Raw genomic sequence first — 19253 nt, 5'->3', positions numbered from 1 at the left:
AAGTCGCTTACTTGTGATATTGCTTACTAAGGTCGTGCACCGCGTTAACAAACACACCTGCATTTTCAGGTGGTACGTCTAGATGGATACCGTGACCTAAATTAAATACGTGACCGCTACCTTCACCGTAACCTTCTAGAATGGACGCCACTTCTTGCTCAATTCTTTGCGGTTGAGCATACAGCATTGATGGATCCATATTACCTTGAAGCGCGACTTTATCGCCAATGCGCGCACGCGCTTCTTTAATGTCGATAGTCCAGTCTAAACCTACTGCGTCACAGCCTGTCGCCGCAATCGATTCTAGCCACATGCCACCGTTTTTGGTGAACAAGGTAACAGGTACTTTACGGCCTTCATTTTCACGGGTCAGCCCACTTACAATGCGCTCCATGTATTGAAGCGAGAACTCTTTATAGTCACGAGGAGACAATACGCCGCCCCAGGTATCAAATACCATGACTGACTGCGCGCCCGCTGCGATTTGAGCATTGAGGTACTCCGTTACAGAGTCGGCTAGTTTGGCTAACAATGCGTGCAGCGTTGCTGGCTCAGCAAATGCCATTTTCTTGATTTTGGTAAAGGCTTTACTTGAACCACCTTCGATCATATAGGTGGCTAGTGTCCAAGGGCTTCCAGAAAAACCAATTAATGGCACTTCACCTTTAAGCTCACGGCGAATAGTACGAACGGCATTCATTACATACTGAAGCTCACCTTCTGGATCCGGCAGACCAATTTTATCTACGTCCGCTTTGCATGTGATTGGATTTTTAAAACGTGGGCCTTCACCGGTCTCGAAGTAAAGACCAAGCCCCATTGCATCTGGGATAGTCAAAATATCAGAGAAAAGAATAGCGGCATCAAGTGGAAAGCGGCGTAAAGGCTGCAGCGTTACTTCACAGGCAAGCTCTGCATTTTTGCACAACGACATAAAGTCGCCCGCTACTGCACGGGTCGCTTTATACTCAGGAAGGTAACGTCCTGCTTGTCGCATCATCCATACAGGTGTCATATCAACCGGCTGCTTAAGTAATGCACGTAAGTAACGATCATTCTTCAACGCGGGCTTATCAACACTGGGGAAATTTTGCGACATATAACTCACCTAAATAACTGTATATATTTGAACCGCGGAGTATACCAGCATTCTGAACAAGGTGTGCTAAAACCTGAATTAAAAAGTCGATGTTTTAATGACAAATCGACGTAGTGTCGATAATTAAAGACGAACATTCCTTGTACATTGTTTAAAAAGTAACTTGCACTTAAAGTGAGTGTTTGCTATTACTATAACCGTTAAACAAAAGAAGCCCTTTATGGGACCGTGCTAAACGTATTGAAACCCTGCTTCGGCAGGGTTTTTTATTTGTCTCCGATGAGAGACACTGTTTTCTCGATTAGCTGCCCAGCGATAGACACTTTAGGCGGAATAGTCGGCAGTGCATCCACTTCGAACCACTGTGCGTCATCTATCTCGTTTTCTTGGCAACGAATTTCTCCGCCATCATACTCAGCAATAAAACCTACCATAAGAGAGTGAGGAAACGGCCAAGGCTGGCTGTTGTAGTAACGCAAGTTTTTAACTTTTACACCAACCTCTTCAAATACTTCTCGATGGACGGCTTGCTCTAAACTCTCCCCGCTTTCAACAAAGCCGGCAAGGGTCGAATACATATTAGACTCCTTGTGGCGAACCCCTTTTGCTAATAGTATTTTTTCATTGTTGTGAATAGAAACGATAATACATGGGGACACCCTTGGATAGGTGCGATGCTGACAGCGGTAACACTGCATAGCCATCTCCCAATCTACACGCTCGGTTTTCGCACCGCACTGGCCACAAAACTGGTGTGTCCGCAAAAAGTGAATGTATTGCCAAGCTCTACCAATAACAGAAAAAGCAATGTCGTATTCTGCAAACAAAAGTTGTCTAAGCGATACTTTTTCCCAACCGGGTTCATCTATGTGTTCAGCGCCGAAATCTACAACAAAGACAGGTAATTCTCTGTGTGCTGTTTCGTTTAGCGGCGGGAGTTGATGTATTTCGTTAACATATGACGCTAGGAAAGGAATTTCACTCAGATAAGCAACGGGAATAGACTCTGATGATTCTTGTACTAGCACTTTTCCACGACTAAAAACCACCCACATCGCCTGCTGGGAGGACAACTTTCCTTCATCTAACTTTATCATCATCTTGTGTTACTCCTACGCTTCTGTACTTCATAATACACTAGGGCTGATAAAGGTTACTGTACATTCTGACCAAAATTTGTAAATTCAGGACAAATAACCCGTCCACTGCGTGTTAGTCTGCCTTAGCACCATGTTTTTACTGCAAACTTTTTCGTGCAAAATTTGTGTCGCTAGTGCACGGTGTTATACTGAAACTTATTGTCGCTAAACGGGTAGCACATACAATGTTGCAACAGTTGGAAAGCGTAAAATCTAAATGGGGTGGCAAAAGCCAAGTCGTAGACCGTTGGCTGTTAGACAGGCAAGCCCTATTAGTCTCGTACTGTGAACTTGCTGGCATTAACAACCATAGCGAATGCTTGCCCGATGCCGATGATATAGCGAGCTTTTGTAGTGCTTTACTTGATTACCTTTCTGCAGGCCATTTCGAAGTTTTTGATATTTTAGTTGAAAGCGACATCGAAGGTATAAAACTGCGTGATAAACTTTACCCCAGATTGACAAAAACCACTGACGCTGCACTGGAATTCAATGATACGTTTGCGCAAGCAGTGACGCCCGAGCAGGCTGCAGGCTTCGATTCTGCCATAGCCAAGCTTGGAGAAACATTAGAAGAGCGTTTTGCCTTGGAAGATGAGTTAATTGCTCACGTTCACACAAACAAACGTGATCCAGAAGTGACGCTTTAATATAACAATGAAAGTCGAGTTTACGGTTATCATCAATGAACAAAACCACACTTATCCATAAGGCACGCGCGTATTGTGAACAGCGCGGCGCTAGATTTACACCGCTTAGAGAAAAGGTGTACGAGATTCTTGTATCAAAGCACGGCCCCATGGGTGCTTATGAACTACTCGACTCATTAAAAGAAACGGAATCCAGTGCAAAACCTGCCACCGTGTATCGCGCTTTAGATTTTCTTCTCGATTTTGGTTTCATTCATCGCTTGGAGTCTACCAATGCGTTCGTAGCCTGTTACCATTTCGGATGTAACCACCCCGTTCAGTTCTTAATTTGTGACAGCTGTGGTGATGTTGCTGAGATACAATCTGAAGGTCTTCAAGATACCCTCGATAATCAGGCCAAACAGCACGGCTTTAAAGTCTCAAAACAAACGATCGAGGCCCATGGATTATGTGCCGACTGCCAACAAACCGAAGAGCACACTGACCAGGAGAGTGTACATGAATGCTGATTTTGTGAACCCTTTTATTGCCGGCCTGCTAAACGTGCTAGAAACGATGGCACAAACAAAGTTGACACCGGGCAAGCCCAAACGCAAACAGAGTGATATCGCGAAAGGTGACGTTTCTGGTTTGATAGGCATGGTAGGTCCAGACGTTCGCGGTTCTATGTCTATCACGTTTGATGAATCACTTGCCCTTACAATTATGGAGCGAATGGTTGGAGAGCGCCCTGAAAAACTCGATGCTGAAGTGGGTGATATGGTTGGTGAAGTTACCAATATGATTTGCGGAAACGCAAAACGAGATCTTGCAGAACGCGGGTTCGAGTTTGGAATGGCGACACCTATCGTTGTATCGGGAAAGCAACACACTATCAGCCATCAGGTTGATGGCGCTAAAATTATTCTCCCCTTTATGTGTGATGAGGGATTAGCGCATTTGGAAATCTGTTTTGACAAATAATTTCTGGCACTCTGAAAAAATTACACTCGACAGTTACCCCAGAGGATTTCACCTAATAACCGACCAGGTGGAATCTGCGCTACCGAATATTCGCCATATTGAAGTTGGGCTGCTACACCTATGGCTTCAGCATACCAGCGCAAGCTTAACGATAAACGAAAATGCCGACCCTACAGTAAGGCATGATATGGAAGCTTTCTTCAACCATAGTGTAAAAGAAGAACTTTCTTTTTTCAGGCATACTTATGAAGGTAAAGATGATATGCCTGCTCACTTAAAATCGAGTATACTAGGCTGTCAACTTACCATTCCTGTCCAACAAGGCAAACTTGCACTTGGCACGTGGCAGGGTATCATGCTCGGTGAACACCGAGATCATGGTGGAAGACGAACAATTATTGCCACATTACAAGGGATCGCAGCCTAACCCATATTATAAATGGCACAATTTGTGCTAGCAAATATCGCTAAGCACAACACAAAATTATCTAAAATCGATAATCACTCAACGTTAAACAGGATGTGACTATGAAACAACACTTTAAAATGGCAGCGCTATCTCTAGCTGTACTTTCATCTACCAGTGCATTTGCTCAAGACTCTTCTGAGCCAGAGTACAAAAGCTGGTTCGGTATCTCGGGCATGCACTACAATACTGACGAGTCGCGCCCTCTTTCTCTTACCGAAGGTGAAGTATACGACGACGGTTTAGGTGCAACGTTCGAATACGGTTTCCGTTTCACCCAAAGCTGGGCTGCTCGTGTAGAATTCACGAAATTGTCTGTAGATTTCCGTGATGGCGGCGACGACAGTGGCGAAATGACTGGTGTTGACGCGCTATACTTCATGCCGGATGACGCATGGTTTGTTTTTGGTGGTGTTAAGCGCCAATCAGTTGGTGACTCTACAACACTTGGTAACATTGGTATCGGTAAACACTGGAAAGTGGGTGAAACAGCTCGCTTAATTACAGAAATTGCTACATATCATGACTTTGGTGAAAGCTATAACGACTTCAGTGTAAAAGTTGGTCTTGCGATTCCATTTGGTAAAGCGACACCTTCTGCTCCTAAAGACAGCGATAACGATGGCGTTGTAGATGGCAAAGATCAGTGTCCAATGACTCCAGCTGGCGTTCGCGTTGATGCGACTGGCTGTAGCGTTGATAACGACAACGACGGCGTTCTAAACAGTGTTGACCAGTGTCCTAACACTCCAGCTGGCACTAAAGTAGATGCTAAAGGTTGTGCACTTAAAGATTCTGACAACGATGGCGTTGTAGACAGCAAAGACATGTGCCCTGATACACCAGCTGGCGTAAAAGTAGACGCTAAAGGTTGTACAGTATTTGACGAAGAGACAGTAGAAATCACACTACGCGTTCTATTCGACAACGAAAGCGCTGTTGTTAAAATGCCTAAAGATCCAGAAATCTCTGAATTTGCTGAGTTCATGAAGCAGTATCCTTCAACAACTGCAGTAGTAGAAGGTCACACTTCTGCACCAGGTTCTGAAGCGTACAACATGGACCTTTCTAAGCGTCGTGCTGCTAACTTCAAAGAAGTAATGGTAGACATGTACGGTATCGACAGCTCTCGCCTAGAGACTATCGGTTACGGCGAAACTCAGCTTCTAGACAATGGTAAGAATGCTGAAGCACACCGTGTTAACCGTCGCATTTCAGTGACAGTTAAAGACACAGTGAAAGTAGCTGAAGAAAAGTAATTCATACTATATGAATTGAAGAAGGCGCCGAAAGGCGCCTTTTTTGTATCTATCGACCCGTCCTAAATAGCGTTTTGCAGAAACGAATGCAGCACGCTATTCAACCACAGCTTGGAAATTAGTTAGACAATTAACTCGACCAAAGATAGGGCGTTAATACTCATCTGCGATGGCAGGGCCTGCGTAGTTATCAAAACGAGAAAACTGGCCTTGGAAGGTAAGTCGACAGGTACCGATCGGACCGTTACGTTGTTTACCAATAATGATCTCAGCAATGCCTTTATATTCACTGTTTTCGTGATAAACCTCATCACGATAGATAAACATGATAAGGTCGGCATCCTGCTCGATTGAACCAGATTCACGAAGGTCAGAGTTAACTGGGCGTTTATCGGCACGTTGTTCTAGCGTACGGTTAAGCTGCGATAGTGCGACTACGGGCACTTCCAGTTCTTTAGCCAGCGCTTTCAATGACCGTGATATTTCGGCAATTTCTAATGTACGGTTATCGCTTAGCGAAGGTACACGCATTAGCTGAAGGTAATCCACCATGATAAGGCTAATCCCGCCGCGCTCCCGCGCGAGTTTACGGGCTCGACTTCGCACATCCATAGGGGTTAGACCGGAAGAGTCATCAACAAACAGGCTATCTTTATCTTTAAGCATAGCCATAGTGTTAGATATACGCGCCCAGTCCTCATCGTCTAGCTGAGCGGTACGAATCTTCGTTTGATCTACTCGGCTTAATGACGCCAACATACGCATCATGATTTGTTCAGACGGCATCTCAAGACTGAAAACCAGTACTGGCTTTTCTTCTGCCATCATGGCGTTTTCAATCAAGTTCATGGCAAAGGTTGTTTTACCCATCGATGGACGCGCCGCCACAATGATAAGGTCCGACGGCTGCATACCACTGGTCATTTTGTCTAAATCGGTAAAGCCGGTTGTGACCCCCGTCACTTCTTTATTGGTTTTTACCAATTCTTCAAGACGGTCGATGGTCTTGCCTAGAATAGATTCGACATCACGAGGCCCCTCGTTTTCACCGGTTCTTCGCTCTGCTATTTCGAAAACTTTACTTTCAGCAAGGTCGAGGATATCTGCACTGTCACGGCCTTCAGGGTTATAACCTACTTCAGCAATTTCATGCGCAACACCGATAAGTTCACGGGTAATAGCACGCTCGCTAATAATTTGCGCATAAGAGACAACGTTTGCAGAACTTGGGGTATTTTTTGCCAACTCACCGAGATAAGCAAAACCACCCGCATCTTCCAGTTCATCGTGCTTTTCAAGCTCTTCTGATACAGTAATAAGATCTATCGGCTGACTGCTGTTGAGCAATCGCGTGATAGCACGGAAGATTATTTGATGTGAACGATTGTAAAAGTCGTTATCGGTAACGAGTTCCGCGACCTTATCCCAGCTTTCAGGGTCGATAAGCATGCTGCCTAAAACAGACTGCTCGGCCTCAATGCTATGAGGGGGAACCTTCAATTTATCAACATTTTTATCGTTGTTAGACGCAGACGCCACAAGTAAAGCCTATTCCAATGCACAAAAGTCAGTTGGATATTATGCGCTTTTAACGCACATCTCTCAACAAAGGAAGCAGGTCTTTTATCACGATAGCCTAAAAAGGCAGCTTAGGCTAAAGCGTTTTTTCTAGCTTCAAAAAAGTGCCATCTACCAAGGTATAAGTGTTGATATTTTCTTGAAAAATTAGTGTCGACCCTATAGTGGCGCCGTTATCTGAACAAGCCAAACTCACTTGGGTGATTGTGTCATCACTGAAGTCTAGTGAAGACGGAGACGTGCCAAAAATAGCGTAAAAGTCACTACCACTCATCTCTTCGGATGTATACACAGGCGACTCGCAAAAGGTTTGATCAAGTTTCGCCGTATCTTTCTCGTAGGTTACAGAGCGCCCAAGAAACTGCTCTGATTCAGCTGTTGAGTGAGCGGTAATGCCTACGTTGTAAGCTTTAGTAACAACCCAGGTTCCTTCGTAATAAGCGGGCTCTTGAACAGCACAACCTAAGGTTAGCGCACATATCCCAAACGCACCGATAATTAGGCTATGAAATCGCCAAAACCTTTTGACGTGTCCAATAATACTCAATTTACTCTCCGCACATAAAATTTATTAAAATCAGGTAGTTTAACGTAAAAGCCATATGAAAAGTTCACTTGAAGCCAGTTGAGTATAGAGCTTTAAACTTTCCCTATAGTTCTAACTAAGCGTCCAAATATCAACATTTAGCGACTAAACAAAAAAAGCTGCGTTTATACGCAGCTTTTTTATCACTACCACATACTCTGATTAATAAATGTGGTCTAAATTACTTTTTTCAAGCTAAAGTCCCTATCAAGCTTACTATAGCTTATTCATTTTCGATCTATTTCTATACGCCCGTGTACCGTTGAAATATCGACGCTCGCAGCACCGCCATTGTGTATAAAGCGCAACCAGCTTCCAGGCCCATACTTGGGCTTTTGTGCTTTTTCGCCGCTAATATTATTCACAATATTTCCACCTGCATGTGTCTCTATATCAAACTGGGCTGATACATCATCTTGAAAAATAAATTCCATCGCACCACCAACCGAATTAGCTTTAATACTGCCATTCGCATTCAGCCCCAACTTAGCAAAAGTACGACCGTTAACTGTATTTATCTGCAAGCTATCAATATTTTGCAACGATAGATCAATACGTCCATTCACTGTCTCAATTGACAAGTCAGGGCTGCTTGATGCTATATCGAGCTTTCCATTTACCGCCGTAAAACTTACAGGCGTGCTGCCTTCGTGAGTAGCTTCTATATCACCGTTAACCGTGCCTGCTTCTAACCGGCCTCTGACGTTCTTTAATAAAATATCGCCATTTACAGATTCAACCTCAACGCGCTCGCCAATGTTTTCCAGTGTCACATTGCCGTTGACGACTTCTACATCTACCGCTTTTGTTATTCCTTCAGCTTTCACATCTGCGTTGACTGCAGTGTAATGAAGATCGCTTGCCGATGGCACGTAAATTATCAGGTCATCACCATCTAGACTCTTCTGATACCAGCTCTTTGAGCGGTGCTCCACCTCTACGTGAATAACAACAACATCTCCGCGCTTTTCAAAAATAAATTCTTCGGTTTGATCACCAAGCTCCCCTGTTACCCGTACCTGAGCTTTATCCCATACTCGGATGTCAGCCTTTCCATCGATATGTTCAATATCAACTTTAGGAGAGGATGAGGTATCAATGGTTTTATCAACTTTTTCACCCGCAAAGGCGGCAGTCGCGATGCTTAATAATGCCGTAGTTAGCACAGCTTTAACCCTGTTCGATGTGCTGAACGTGTGCGTTAACTTATCCGATATTGTGTTTTTCATATTTTTAGTCATTTTAAAGCCCTTATTAAATTTGCTGCCACTTGGGCGCGTGCACTCGCTCAATTAAGGCAATTTGCTGTTGATATACATGATGCAGCATCTTTATTAATGCTGAGTTGTCTGGATCGTCTTTTAACGCCGCTTTAATAACATCCGCGGCATCATCTAATTCTTTCAGCTGCTCCTGCCAGTCTTGGGTTAGCGCAGGTGTACTTTCATAACTTGCTAGCAGGCTGTTAACTTGCTGCTGCTGTTGGCTGCTCATTGCGTCAATTAACGCGTATCCACTGCTTCGACTTTCATCGCTTTTGAACGCAAAGGGAGCAGCAAACCACAAGACAGTGACCAAACAAACACTGGCAGCTATAGCCATCCATTGTCTTGAAGTTACCGTAGAACGTGAGCTCTCTTCATTTGAAGCATCGCTCTGTTGAGACGCTATGCCTAGCTCAATTCCACGCCATAGGTCCCTTTCTGGCTGCTTCTCTTTCGATAACCCAGACACATGCTGAGCAAGCTTGTCATCAAAATCACTCATCATCGACTCCCATAAAATCTTTCAATAATTGCTTAGCACGGAAAAATTGCGCTTTGCTTGAGCCCACTGCCATATTCAACATGTTGGCAATGTCTTCGTGTCGGTATCCTTCAAGTGCGTGAAGTACAAAAACCATTCTGGCGCGCTCTGGTAGGCGAATAATCAATGCTTCTAAATCCACATCGGTACTATTCTCTTGAGCCGGCATTTCACTAATGCCGCTATTTTCCAAGTTAAACATGCGCTGCACCCAGCCTTTCTGTTTGCGCATGTAAGAGATGGTAATGTTTGCCGTTACGCTATGTAGCCACGTAGAAAACTGGCTTTGCCCGTCGAAATTATCGAGCTTTTTCCACAGCTGAATAAAGACTTCCTGAGACGCATCTTCTGCCATTCCTTTTTCACCAGTAAGCCGATAACACAGTGCGTAGACTCGGCCAACATATTCGTCGTAAAGAGCTCTAAACGCTTGTTTATCGCCCTCTTTCGCCTTACATATAAGCTCGTGTTCGCCTTTGTTACCAAACACCACATTGGCGTGTACAACACGTTGTTGTGTGTGTTCCATTTTTTTCTCTTTGTTATTTGTGATGCTGATTAGCATTAGCACTTGTTAGTGTTATAAGGTTAGTCGTACCCTATAGTAGAAAGGTTTAAATACACAAAAATATTTTTTGGAGTTGCCATGTCTGCCACCTTTACTGTTAACGCTTTGTTTGCTGGAAAACCTCAGCCACTTGGGCCTCGTGGGGCACCAAGTAGCATTGTTAAAACCTCCGCCGAAAAGTTAACGGTGCATATGGACAGAACCGATGAAGACGAACAGGCCAACAAACGCCTTCACGGTGGACCGGAAAAAGTGCTACATCAGTTCAATCCGACCAACTACCTGACGTTAAGAAAGCACTTTCCTGAAGGCGAATTTTCGCTGGGCAGTATTGGCGAAAACATCAGTGTAGAGGGCATGGACGATGCCACCGTTTATATCGGAGATACCTGGAAGTTCGGCGATGTAGAGCTGCAAGTAAGCGCACCGCGTGCTCCTTGCAATAAAATATCTCAACGCTTTGGCATTCCCAACTTAGATAGATTTGTTGGAGAGCGAGGCATTACTGGCTGGTATTACCGGGTGATTAAAACCGGTACCATAAACGTTGGCGACGAAGTAACACTACTGCACCGTGAGGACGATACCGTTAATGTCCACACTTTAATGCAGTGTGCCCATACGAAAGCCGACAAAGCATTGGCTCAAAAGCTAGCTAAGCTAAAACCGCTTGATGATGAGTGGCGCGGAAAATGCCAAAAGATTGCGGATAGAGTTGCGGATAAATAGAATAGTTTGAGTAGATAGCCTTGCCATCTCCGTCTTGAAAAAGAGGTAATTCATTGTAAAAAAACGGAGAAACTTCATTTTCTAGGCGGCGAAGTATGGGAGGCAATTTTGATGGCGTATTTACATAAACCCAAAGTGCACAGCGTTTTGAGTTACAGGAAATGTAATAGCCCACCTCTTCTTTAGCGTACGGCTCGAAAATTTGATTGAGTGCGTTATGCATTGAAGCGTACTGGTAATTCTCGGAATTAGAAAGCAGGTACTCCATATTAACCCTGCAGTTGTCTATGCAGCTTTTATAAGGCGCTGAGAGTTGACCAGGCCGCTCGTTTATCAGATATATCCAAATTCCGAGATAACTGCAAAGTACAATAGATAAAGTAATAAAAGCACTACTTCTTAGTTCAGACACTTTCAATCCTTGAAAATAAAACCAGTTCTTATTTGATTAAAGAATAACCACAATAGTAAACTTGGGCAAGTCTATTAGTAATAATACCTGTATAACAGATAGCTATTAAAAAGACACTTTCTCACCTTCATTCAAAATAATCCATGGCATTGAAGGATTGAGCTGCTTTTTCATTTTCATCAGTCGAAACAGCGCAGAATGTGAGGTTTTGTCGCCCATCATCCATGTGGCGTTTCCAAAGCCCCAAGGCACTACGACTCTACAGCCTAGGTCTTGGGCCGCAATAATGGCATCTTCTGGCGTAGTATGTACCTTGCGATACCATTTAGGTGAGGTTTCGCTGAAATAAGACGCTATGGGTAACAGGCAAACATCAATATCACCAAAGCGAGCTTTAATATCTTTGAAGTGAGGTGAGTACCCTGTATCCCCCGCAAAAAATAAGGTGTTACCTTCATGTTCAAAGACCCAGCCGCCCCATAATGTTGCATTGTCGTCCTCGTATAGATACGGCACCCAAATTCGGTTACTGAAATGATGGGCAGGCACGAAGTGAATAGCGGTGTTGCCTACGTTTTTGCTGGTATACCACGCCATCTCGCTAATGCTATAGCCTCTGTTAGGGAAGTGCTCTGCGAAACCTAACGGAACAAGATATTCGGGATTTGTGCCTAAATTGGCAATATCGGCTTTATTAAAATGATCGTAATGAATATGGGAATAGACCACTGCACCGGTTTGAGCGAGTTTGTCTTCATCTACCTTAGCGGGTTCGTTGCGGCTGAACCCTTCTGCCAGTCGAAAAGCCCAATTAACGGGCCAATCAAACTGCCCAAACACAGGGTCAATAAGTATTTGCTCACCACTTGCGGTGTTTAGTAAAAAACTTGCGTGCCCTAACCATGTGACATTAAAGCCGGTGTGTAAGTTCACTGGCGGGTTGTTGCCAACAAACTGACAATTTTGCATGTCACTTTCACATTCGATATCTGCAGACGCTGGGTAGCAATCATCAGTACAGGTGACGGGGTAAGTCTTAAAACGGCCGTAAATATTGCTAAATCTATCCTCGAAGCCCGGTGTATCAGAGTACTTAATTACCGCTTCGTCACTATCAACCTGAGTAACCTTATTCGGCATTGCGCACCCTGTCACAATAATTGAAATTAAAACAGTGGCTGCAACAGTCGCTAAAAACGTCCTCTGCTTTGTTAGCTTATCTAAACAGCTCATCATTTTTAGTATTCCGTCCTTGTAATTCAACTCTTGCAGATAAAGGCTTAAATCTGTCGCTATATCTATATTCCATTAACTCCCTTATAAGAAAGCCGCTTTTGAAAAGCTTGCGCTAGAACACAGCATCACGATAGCCACCATTGTAAGACAAGAAAACAATCGCTTAACAGTAAATTTGTAACAAGATAAAAAGTCGAATAGAGCAAAACCGAGAAGTTGCAAATGATAATTATTATTAATAATATAAACTAAAATTTATTTCTTAAGCCGTTATGTGTAAAACCCGAATACTCATTATTGAAGATGACGCCACGTTAAGTGAACAAATTACTCAGCTACTGCAGGCTCGAGGATTTGACACTCGCCATGAAAACGATGGTCATGCCGGATTGCACGCTGCGCTCGAGGAAAACTTTGATCTTGTGTTACTCGACATACGCCTTCCATCGTTAAATGGTCTCTCATTACTGCATCAACTCAGGCAAATTAAACAAACACCCGTAATGATGATTACGGCATCTGGTGCCGAGCAAGAGCGAATTGAAGGCTACCGCAAAGGCGCAGATGACTACTTACCTAAGCCCTTCAATTATACAGAAATGATGCTTCGCATCGACGCAATACTAAGGCGTAGCAAAGCGATGAATAGTTCGGGTACGCAAAAGTCAGAAATATTAGTTGATGTGCTTTACCTAAATCGCATTCAACAAGTAACTAAGTATCACGCTAAATTGCTCGAATTCACCCCCATACAATTTAAGCTTCTGTGGATGCTTGTAGAAAACAAGGGCGAAACCTTGAGCAAAGCATTTCTTTACCACAGTGTGCTCAATAAACCCTTTTCTCGATATGACCGAAGCCTAGATATGCACCTTTCTAGAGTACGCAAAAAGTTAGTTGAAACGGGTATGCCCCCTGAGCGCCTTGCCACGGTTCATGGACAAGGATACCGCTTTTCGTGAAAAATAAATTGCTTTGGCGGCTATGTGCATTCATCGCTGTTGGCACTGTTTTGCTATTTTGGGCCATTGCTTGGCTTACTAATCACACCGAAACTAGCATGAGCTTTTTAGATAAGGCTCATCAAGAAACTCTTTATACCTATGGAAAGAATGCCGAAAAAATCTATCTGGAAAAGGGAGAAGAAGGGTTAGCCGTTTTCTTAAAAGAGATAAGAGCGAAAGAGAACACCTGGCTTGCTGTGCTTAACTCTGAAATGACAACATTCGCTGATACCAAGATGTTAGATGAATTTGCAGATAGGTTTCAAATTGGGCGCAGCCCTGAATGGAAAATACATTTGTATTTCTCTGAAAACCCTGTAATGGAAGTGCCTTTTGTAGACAACAACACGCACTTTTTGATTCAGCTTCCACAGCGGATGCGCCCAGGCTCGTTATTACTCGCCACCCGTCTATCATTACAAATTGCACTACCCCTAGTCATACTAAGTCTATTGAGTTTTATGCTCTATCGGCATGTTATGACACCACTTAAGCAGCTAGAAAAGGCAACAAAAGACTTTGCTAACGGTAACTTAGAAGCTCGGGCAATGGCTACGATGCCCGAGCGAAATGATGAACTGACTACACTAGCTCAAACCTTCGATAAAATGGCGCAAAGAACGAGCAGTCTCATTTATAACCAAAGAAGTTTGCTTGCAGACCTTTCTCACGAGCTTCGCACGCCTCTTGCCCGCATTGATATGGCAATAGACTTTGTAGAGCAAGACATTAATCGTGAACAAGCCCTTTCACGCCTGCGCTATGAAGCAAGTACGATGAGAGAGCTTGTTGAAGATACCCTAACTTTTGCATGGCTAAATACAGAATCTCCACAATTAAATAGCGATGACTTTGACTTGGTAGAGCTCATTAATGTTATTTGTGAAGATGCCCGCTTTGAATACCCTGATAGAACCTTATGCGTAAGCACGCCGGAATGTGCGAGTATAGAAAAAAGCAGTCAGCTTGCTTTGGGGCAGGCATTAGAGAATATTGTCCGCAATGCTTTGCGCCATACTCCGCAACAAAGCAAAGTAAGCGTGACCTTGGTCAGCGATAACAATAACTACGTTATCACTGTTACAGACGAAGGCACTGGTGTCCCTGAATCAATGCTTGACGCCATATTTGAACCTTTTTTCAGGGTAGACAAGGCGCGTGCAACGAAAAACTATGTTCATGCTGCAAAGCGCTCTGGGTTTGGCCTTGGGCTTGCGTTGGCGAAACGCCAAATTGCCGCTGTAGGCGGTGACATATCTGCGTGCAATCGCGCAAGTAAAGGCGATGAGCAGATCAATAACGCTTATCTAAATAAAGATGCAAGCGCAACCAAGCAGACAGGACTGATGGTCACCATCACCCTGCCTAAATTTTCTGATGCGGCTTTCGCAAATTGAGAAGCCTTTTCACACCAAGTAGTGTGCCGGTATAAACTAAGATACAGCAAAGCAAGCTAACCAATCCTGCTATAGTCTGGCCTACAAAGCCAAAGTATTCTCCGGTATGTAGAAACCGAGAAGTGCCCCAAGCCTGACTTCCTTTTGGCCAATCTGTTTTGTGTAGAACTTTAGCGATTTCACCAGTACCTGTGTCGAAATACAGAGAATATGCTAGCTCTTGACGGTGCCCGATACTCTTATCAATATAAAATCGGGCAACGCCCTCACTTTTACCAATTTCCATCCACATGGAGTACCAATCCTGATAGCCATGCTCATTGGCATGTTGCCGCGCTTTATTAAATAACGTGTGGTAACTCACAACGTCGGCGTCTAGCGTTTCGGGCATTGCCTTCTTTTCACGAGCAGGTACTTGTTCACCATACATGCCATACAGTGCCTTGTTAGCCCATTCAAAATAAAACAGCGTAGCCGTCGTTCCAATCACAAGTAAAAAAGGCAGTGACCACATACCAAAAACAAAATGCCAATGTCGGCGTCGATGTTGTTTGTTTGTGTATTTTTGCCGCAACCACATTTGCTGCTTTAAGGACTTTTTCGATATGTGTTTTGGCAACCAAATGATGACACCCGATAACAGCAAAAAAATAAAAATAAGATTGCTATAAGCCGTTATGGTTTTGCCAATTAATTTGTAATCGCCTTCCATTAAGAGGTATCGATGGAGGTCAGTGATGAAATGAAATACTTCTTCAACAACCCCTTCTCCCTCTCTTAATATGTCTCCGGTATAGGGGTGAATAAGATAACTATGCTCGCCCGCCCACGCCGGAATGGCCGCTCCTTCGCTATTTACCCATCGAACGAAGATATGCGCTTCGTCAGGGTGCTTTTCGCGAAGTATTGATACAACTTGGTCAGTCGAGATCACCGGCTTTTCAATATCAATGGTTTGCGCATAAGCCATTTCACTTAGCTCTTTAAACTGGCGCTCGTAAGTTAGCAATACCCCAGTAAAAGCCATGATAAAAACGACAATGCTGGCCAATAAGCCAGCAAATAGGTGGGCCCAAAAGACCCACCTTTTAAAAGTGGAAAAGTTCATTTAATAGCGTTACTTAGAAATCGTAAGTCACTGATAAACGGATATCTCGCCCAGCTTCTTGCGGACCAACAACGCTTGGGAATACTTCGCTGTAATCACCCACACTTGAATGGTCGATATAGGCTTCATCAAACAGGTTAGTAACAGCAAGGTTGACGCTAAGATCATTCGTTACTTCCCATTCGCCATAAATATCCACTAGGGTATAGTCTGCTTTGTTTAGTGAATACAGCGAATCAGTCCAGCCATTTTCTAAGGCCTGATGAAGGGTATCTATGTTGATGTCGTCAACCATAGTAATGTTGAAGCCAATGCTGATGTCAGCCGTTACGGTATAATCTGCACCAAGCACCCAGGTATCGCCGCGGCTATTACCTAAGCCAACAAACTCGTACCCGTTAATATCGATGCTGTTATACGGTACGCTGTACAGATCTTCACGAGGCATCAACTCAACGTCTACGCTTGAAAACCCAAAGTACAGGTCAACAGAATCCCAACGGTACGCAAGGTTAAACTCTACGCCAGATGATTCTAGGTCGCCGATATTATTAAATACCGAGTTACCTTGATAACCGCTAAATAGCACATCATCAATGGTAGATTCATAAGCGCTAAGACGCGCGTTTAGATTATTGGCACTGTATTCAATTGACGCTTCGATATTGGTAACAGTTTCAGGCACCACGTCGCTAGCAACAACAGGAACGTCTTCGCCATCGTATAAGTACTCATCTAGGGTGAAGCCATCACCAATTTGCTTGCCGCGCGCCGCTTCTGCGTAGCCAAGACCAAGGGTCCAAGCTTCGGTAAGCTGATACTCAAGACCTACGTTAAAGCTGAGCTCATCATCGTCTAGCCCAGATGGCTCATCGGTAACGGGTGTGCCGTAATAGTCATCAATAAGAATTTCTTGCTGGAAGTCAAAATCGTCATAACGAACGCCATAACTTAACAACAACTCTGGCGTAATGTTGCTATGAGCCTGAGCATAGATACCTAATACGCTGCCTTCTTCTGCATTTTGAACAGGGCCTGTTCCTGGGCCGCTCTCAACTTCGTCTTTGCGATAATCGATACCATAGGTAAATACATGATTGGTAACGTCGCTCGTATTTCTAATATCAAACCCATAGGTATCGATATCAGATAAGAAGTCAAAGCGACCGCCACGGAATGACGATGAAGTTTGATATGCCGTAGCCTCTAAAAACACCATCGCACTGTGGTCAAAACGATAGTTCGCAACATAGGTGTCACGCTGTGCTTCACTAGGATAAAGCGGGGCACCTTCTAGTACTACCCAGTTAGGTCTTGCCGAAAACTCACCTTCTTCATCGCGCTGCTCTGCGCTTATCGAAAGGTATTGATTATCCGCAATGTAGCCACTGGCTTTAAGGAACATGAGATCTTGATCTGCGGCAGTGCCTAGTACTTCATTGCCGTCACCGTCTTCAAAGTTATCTCTGTCAACCGTGCTGTAATAACCTAGTAAGCCCCAAGTGTCGCTTAGCTTTCCATAAAGGCTACCACTATATCGGGTACCATCGTTTGAGAAATAACTCGCTTTTACTCGACCACCAAATTGTTCGTCTTCTTTTAATAAATCCTGTGCATCTTTGGTCTTGAAGCGAATTGAACCGCCTATAGCACCTGGGCCGCTGGTTGCTTCACCGGCACCAGCCTGCACATCAATTTGCTTTAAAAGATCAGGGTCTAAAGTAACGCGACCAATGTGGTGAAACAGCGTTGAGGTTTGCTGCGCGCCATCTACGGTTACATTCAAGTACGCGTCTTCTAGCCCGCGAATAAAGATTTTTTGTGCTACACCCACTGAACCGCCAACGCTGACCGACGGCGACTCTCTAAAAATATCCGCTAAGTCATTTGCCTGAAACTGGTCAATATCTTCCGCAGTAATGCTCAAGTTAGTTGCTGCGCCTACCACAGCAACTCGCTCTATAGATTTGGCTTCTTCGTTTTGGTTTTCTAAGGATTGCGCGAATACTACTGGGCTGGATAGTGTGCACACTGCACCAGCTAAGACTAACTTTTTCAAGGGTAACTCCATTTGACAATCAACAATTACAAATAAGAAACATTCTCATTAAGTTTTACCTAAATGGATAGCACTTTTACAATTGTTACACTTCCTCAATTTTTCGCCGTCAAAGACTTCCGCTCATCGCTGTAGCGCACTTTCTGGCCCGCACGTAAACGCTCTGCCCCCCTCACAACAACAGAACGCTTCGGGTTCACATCACCAAACACTTCAATTCTATCGCCCATGCCCACCCCGGTTGTCACCTTCACTTGCTCAGCTTCGTTATTTTCATTGAGCTGATAGATAAAGGTGCCCGACTTTCTTAGTACCAGTGCATCGCGGGGTATGGTGACACCATCATGAGTATCGCTGCTAGGCAACGCCACGCGCACTGCACTGCCTATTGGAAAATCGCCTGGGTTGATAGCAATTCGTAGCTCCATCATACGCGATGCACTGTTGCCTACCGGTACAATGGCACGAATAGATTCTTGTACTTGGTTCACGTTATTGTGAACGGTTACGCTCATGCCGTTAGCAATATAGGGTAATACGTTAAGGGGGGCGCGCACCTGAACTTCAACGCTATCAGGGTTTACCACGCGAAGCAGGGTTTGCCCTACCCCAGTATATTCGCCAGGCGACTGCAACCTTTCAACCACTAAGGCTGTAAAGGGAGCACGAATACTGCTTTGTGCAATCTGATATTCGGTAAATTCTAAGTCCAATTTGGCTTGCGCTAATTCTTGTTTAGCATTCTCTAAGTCAGCTTCCACTTCCTCTAACTCACCTCTGGACGTGTTTTGACTGGCCTGAAGATTTTTGTACCTTGTAAGACGTTTGGTAAACAGTTCAACCTGCGACTGCCATCTGGCAATATTCGAGGCATTTTGATTGCGGGTAATGCTTAAGCGAGTATCGTCGACTTTAACTAAAGGCTCCCCGGCTTTAACCACGTCACCTACCTCTGCCATCCAAGTAATGCGACCGTCTATCTCAGAAGCGAGGTTTGCATCGATAACACTTAGTACCGTTCCAGGAACCCAGGTTAGTTGTGAAATCGCTTGCTCTCTTGCTTCATCTATTTGAACCAGCACCGGCGGTGGTTGATTGCTATCCTGTGCTTTTACGCTCAACGACACACTGCCTGTAAGCAAGGCAAACAAACTAAGGGCGAGAGTAGAAGTCATTGCTTTCATGGTTGTCTTT

Annotated in this window: 19 protein-coding genes; 8 read left to right on the top strand and 11 right to left on the bottom strand. The window is 44.2% G+C overall.

What is annotated here, in order from left to right:
• Positions 1-7: 7 nt before the first annotated feature.
• A complete protein-coding gene (gene hemE / locus ACXACS_RS03335) occupies positions 8-1099 on the bottom strand; it encodes a uroporphyrinogen decarboxylase (protein ID WP_179984851.1) in 1092 nt (363 codons plus the stop codon).
• A gap of 266 nt (positions 1100-1365) precedes the next feature.
• Positions 1366-2199, bottom strand: a complete 834-nt coding sequence (nudC, locus tag ACXACS_RS03330; protein WP_474804058.1) for an NAD(+) diphosphatase — start codon at positions 2197-2199, stop codon at positions 1366-1368.
• Between the two features lie 224 nt (positions 2200-2423).
• Between nudC and rsd the strand changes: the two genes are divergently transcribed.
• The 5 genes from rsd (at position 2424) to ACXACS_RS03305 (ending at position 5576) form a co-directional block, all read left to right on the top strand.
• Positions 2424-2888, top strand: a complete 465-nt coding sequence (gene rsd / locus ACXACS_RS03325) for a sigma D regulator (protein WP_474804055.1) — start codon at positions 2424-2426, stop codon at positions 2886-2888.
• A 35-nt stretch (positions 2889-2923) separates the two neighbouring features.
• Complete coding sequence (locus ACXACS_RS03320) at positions 2924-3397, top strand: transcriptional repressor (protein ID WP_474804052.1); 474 nt, start codon at positions 2924-2926, stop codon at positions 3395-3397.
• Positions 3387-3851 carry a chemotaxis protein CheX gene (locus tag ACXACS_RS03315; RefSeq protein ID WP_118491578.1) on the top strand — a complete coding sequence of 155 codons (465 nt, stop codon included), beginning with the start codon at positions 3387-3389 and terminating at the stop codon, positions 3849-3851. Before ACXACS_RS03320 ends, ACXACS_RS03315 begins: the two co-directional genes overlap by 11 nt.
• Entirely contained in the window at positions 3841-4278 is a 438-nt protein-coding gene (locus ACXACS_RS03310) for a secondary thiamine-phosphate synthase enzyme YjbQ (protein ID WP_474804049.1), read from the top strand. Before ACXACS_RS03315 ends, ACXACS_RS03310 begins: the two co-directional genes overlap by 11 nt.
• A gap of 101 nt (positions 4279-4379) precedes the next feature.
• Positions 4380-5576, top strand: coding sequence for an OmpA family protein (locus ACXACS_RS03305; RefSeq protein ID WP_474804046.1), 1197 nt, complete (start codon positions 4380-4382; stop codon positions 5574-5576).
• A 153-nt stretch (positions 5577-5729) separates the two neighbouring features.
• On the opposite strand, the gene dnaB is transcribed toward ACXACS_RS03305, so the two are convergent.
• From dnaB to ACXACS_RS03280, 5 genes are all read right to left on the bottom strand, one after another.
• The gene (dnaB, locus tag ACXACS_RS03300; protein ID WP_179984856.1) at positions 5730-7115 is read right to left on the bottom strand and encodes a replicative DNA helicase; all 1386 of its coding nucleotides are present in this window, start codon (positions 7113-7115) and stop codon (positions 5730-5732) included.
• Positions 7116-7230: 115 nt separating this feature from the next.
• A complete protein-coding gene (locus ACXACS_RS03295; RefSeq protein WP_474804042.1) occupies positions 7231-7701 on the bottom strand; it encodes a hypothetical protein in 471 nt (156 codons plus the stop codon).
• Between the two features lie 266 nt (positions 7702-7967).
• Entirely contained in the window at positions 7968-8981 is a 1014-nt protein-coding gene (locus tag ACXACS_RS03290; protein WP_474804039.1) for a DUF4097 family beta strand repeat-containing protein, read from the bottom strand.
• Between the two features lie 13 nt (positions 8982-8994).
• On the bottom strand, positions 8995-9507 hold the full coding sequence (locus tag ACXACS_RS03285) for a hypothetical protein (protein ID WP_474804036.1): 513 nt from the start codon (positions 9505-9507) through the stop codon (positions 8995-8997).
• Positions 9500-10075: an RNA polymerase sigma factor gene (locus ACXACS_RS03280; protein WP_179984859.1), complete on the bottom strand. Its 576-nt coding sequence runs from the start codon at positions 10073-10075 to the stop codon at positions 9500-9502. The genes ACXACS_RS03285 and ACXACS_RS03280 overlap by 8 nt, the downstream gene beginning before the upstream one ends.
• A gap of 117 nt (positions 10076-10192) precedes the next feature.
• On the opposite strand from ACXACS_RS03280, the gene ACXACS_RS03275 reads away from it, so the two are divergent.
• On the top strand, positions 10193-10843 hold the full coding sequence (locus ACXACS_RS03275; RefSeq protein ID WP_474804032.1) for an MOSC domain-containing protein: 651 nt from the start codon (positions 10193-10195) through the stop codon (positions 10841-10843).
• 517 nt (positions 10844-11360) lie between these two features.
• On the opposite strand, the gene ACXACS_RS03270 is transcribed toward ACXACS_RS03275, so the two are convergent.
• A complete protein-coding gene (locus ACXACS_RS03270; protein WP_474804030.1) occupies positions 11361-12491 on the bottom strand; it encodes an MBL fold metallo-hydrolase in 1131 nt (376 codons plus the stop codon).
• Positions 12492-12763: 272 nt separating this feature from the next.
• Between ACXACS_RS03270 and ACXACS_RS03265 the strand changes: the two genes are divergently transcribed.
• Positions 12764-13453: a response regulator transcription factor gene (locus ACXACS_RS03265; protein ID WP_474804027.1), complete on the top strand. Its 690-nt coding sequence runs from the start codon at positions 12764-12766 to the stop codon at positions 13451-13453.
• Positions 13450-14892: a sensor histidine kinase gene (locus tag ACXACS_RS03260; protein ID WP_474804023.1), complete on the top strand. Its 1443-nt coding sequence runs from the start codon at positions 13450-13452 to the stop codon at positions 14890-14892. The genes ACXACS_RS03265 and ACXACS_RS03260 overlap by 4 nt, the downstream gene beginning before the upstream one ends.
• Here ACXACS_RS03260 and ACXACS_RS03255 read toward each other — a convergent pair.
• The 3 genes from ACXACS_RS03255 to ACXACS_RS03245 form a co-directional block, all read right to left on the bottom strand.
• Positions 14861-16000 (bottom strand): PepSY-associated TM helix domain-containing protein, encoded by a 1140-nt coding sequence (locus ACXACS_RS03255; protein WP_474804020.1) that lies wholly within the window; start codon positions 15998-16000, stop codon positions 14861-14863. The two genes, ACXACS_RS03260 and ACXACS_RS03255, sit on opposite strands and share 32 nt — an antisense overlap.
• A 13-nt stretch (positions 16001-16013) precedes the next feature.
• The gene (locus ACXACS_RS03250) at positions 16014-18059 is read right to left on the bottom strand and encodes a TonB-dependent receptor (RefSeq protein WP_474804017.1); all 2046 of its coding nucleotides are present in this window, start codon (positions 18057-18059) and stop codon (positions 16014-16016) included.
• A gap of 95 nt (positions 18060-18154) precedes the next feature.
• Positions 18155-19243, bottom strand: a complete 1089-nt coding sequence (locus tag ACXACS_RS03245) for an efflux RND transporter periplasmic adaptor subunit (protein WP_474804014.1) — start codon at positions 19241-19243, stop codon at positions 18155-18157.
• Positions 19244-19253 lie beyond the last annotated feature (10 nt).

The organism is Alteromonas sp. AWM4_230 (assembly GCF_056158305.1).
This window is presented reverse-complemented; position numbering and strand designations above follow the sequence as displayed.

Coding starts and splice junctions, on each gene's coding strand:
- rsd (WP_474804055.1), top strand. CDS start 2,424: ATGTTGCAACAGTTGGAAAGCGTAAAATCTAAATGGGGTGGCAAAAGC.
- ACXACS_RS03265 (WP_474804027.1), top strand. CDS start 12,764: ATGTGTAAAACCCGAATACTCATTATTGAAGATGACGCCACGTTAAGT.
- ACXACS_RS03290 (WP_474804039.1), bottom strand. CDS start 8,981: ATGACTAAAAATATGAAAAACACAATATCGGATAAGTTAACGCACACG.
- ACXACS_RS03305 (WP_474804046.1), top strand. CDS start 4,380: ATGAAACAACACTTTAAAATGGCAGCGCTATCTCTAGCTGTACTTTCA.
- ACXACS_RS03270 (WP_474804030.1), bottom strand. CDS start 12,491: ATGATGAGCTGTTTAGATAAGCTAACAAAGCAGAGGACGTTTTTAGCG.
- hemE (WP_179984851.1), bottom strand. CDS start 1,099: ATGTCGCAAAATTTCCCCAGTGTTGATAAGCCCGCGTTGAAGAATGAT.
- ACXACS_RS03320 (WP_474804052.1), top strand. CDS start 2,924: ATGAACAAAACCACACTTATCCATAAGGCACGCGCGTATTGTGAACAG.
- ACXACS_RS03275 (WP_474804032.1), top strand. CDS start 10,193: ATGTCTGCCACCTTTACTGTTAACGCTTTGTTTGCTGGAAAACCTCAG.
- ACXACS_RS03255 (WP_474804020.1), bottom strand. CDS start 16,000: ATGAACTTTTCCACTTTTAAAAGGTGGGTCTTTTGGGCCCACCTATTT.
- ACXACS_RS03245 (WP_474804014.1), bottom strand. CDS start 19,243: ATGAAAGCAATGACTTCTACTCTCGCCCTTAGTTTGTTTGCCTTGCTT.
- ACXACS_RS03315 (WP_118491578.1), top strand. CDS start 3,387: ATGAATGCTGATTTTGTGAACCCTTTTATTGCCGGCCTGCTAAACGTG.
- ACXACS_RS03280 (WP_179984859.1), bottom strand. CDS start 10,075: ATGGAACACACACAACAACGTGTTGTACACGCCAATGTGGTGTTTGGT.
- nudC (WP_474804058.1), bottom strand. CDS start 2,199: ATGATGATAAAGTTAGATGAAGGAAAGTTGTCCTCCCAGCAGGCGATG.
- ACXACS_RS03285 (WP_474804036.1), bottom strand. CDS start 9,507: ATGAGTGATTTTGATGACAAGCTTGCTCAGCATGTGTCTGGGTTATCG.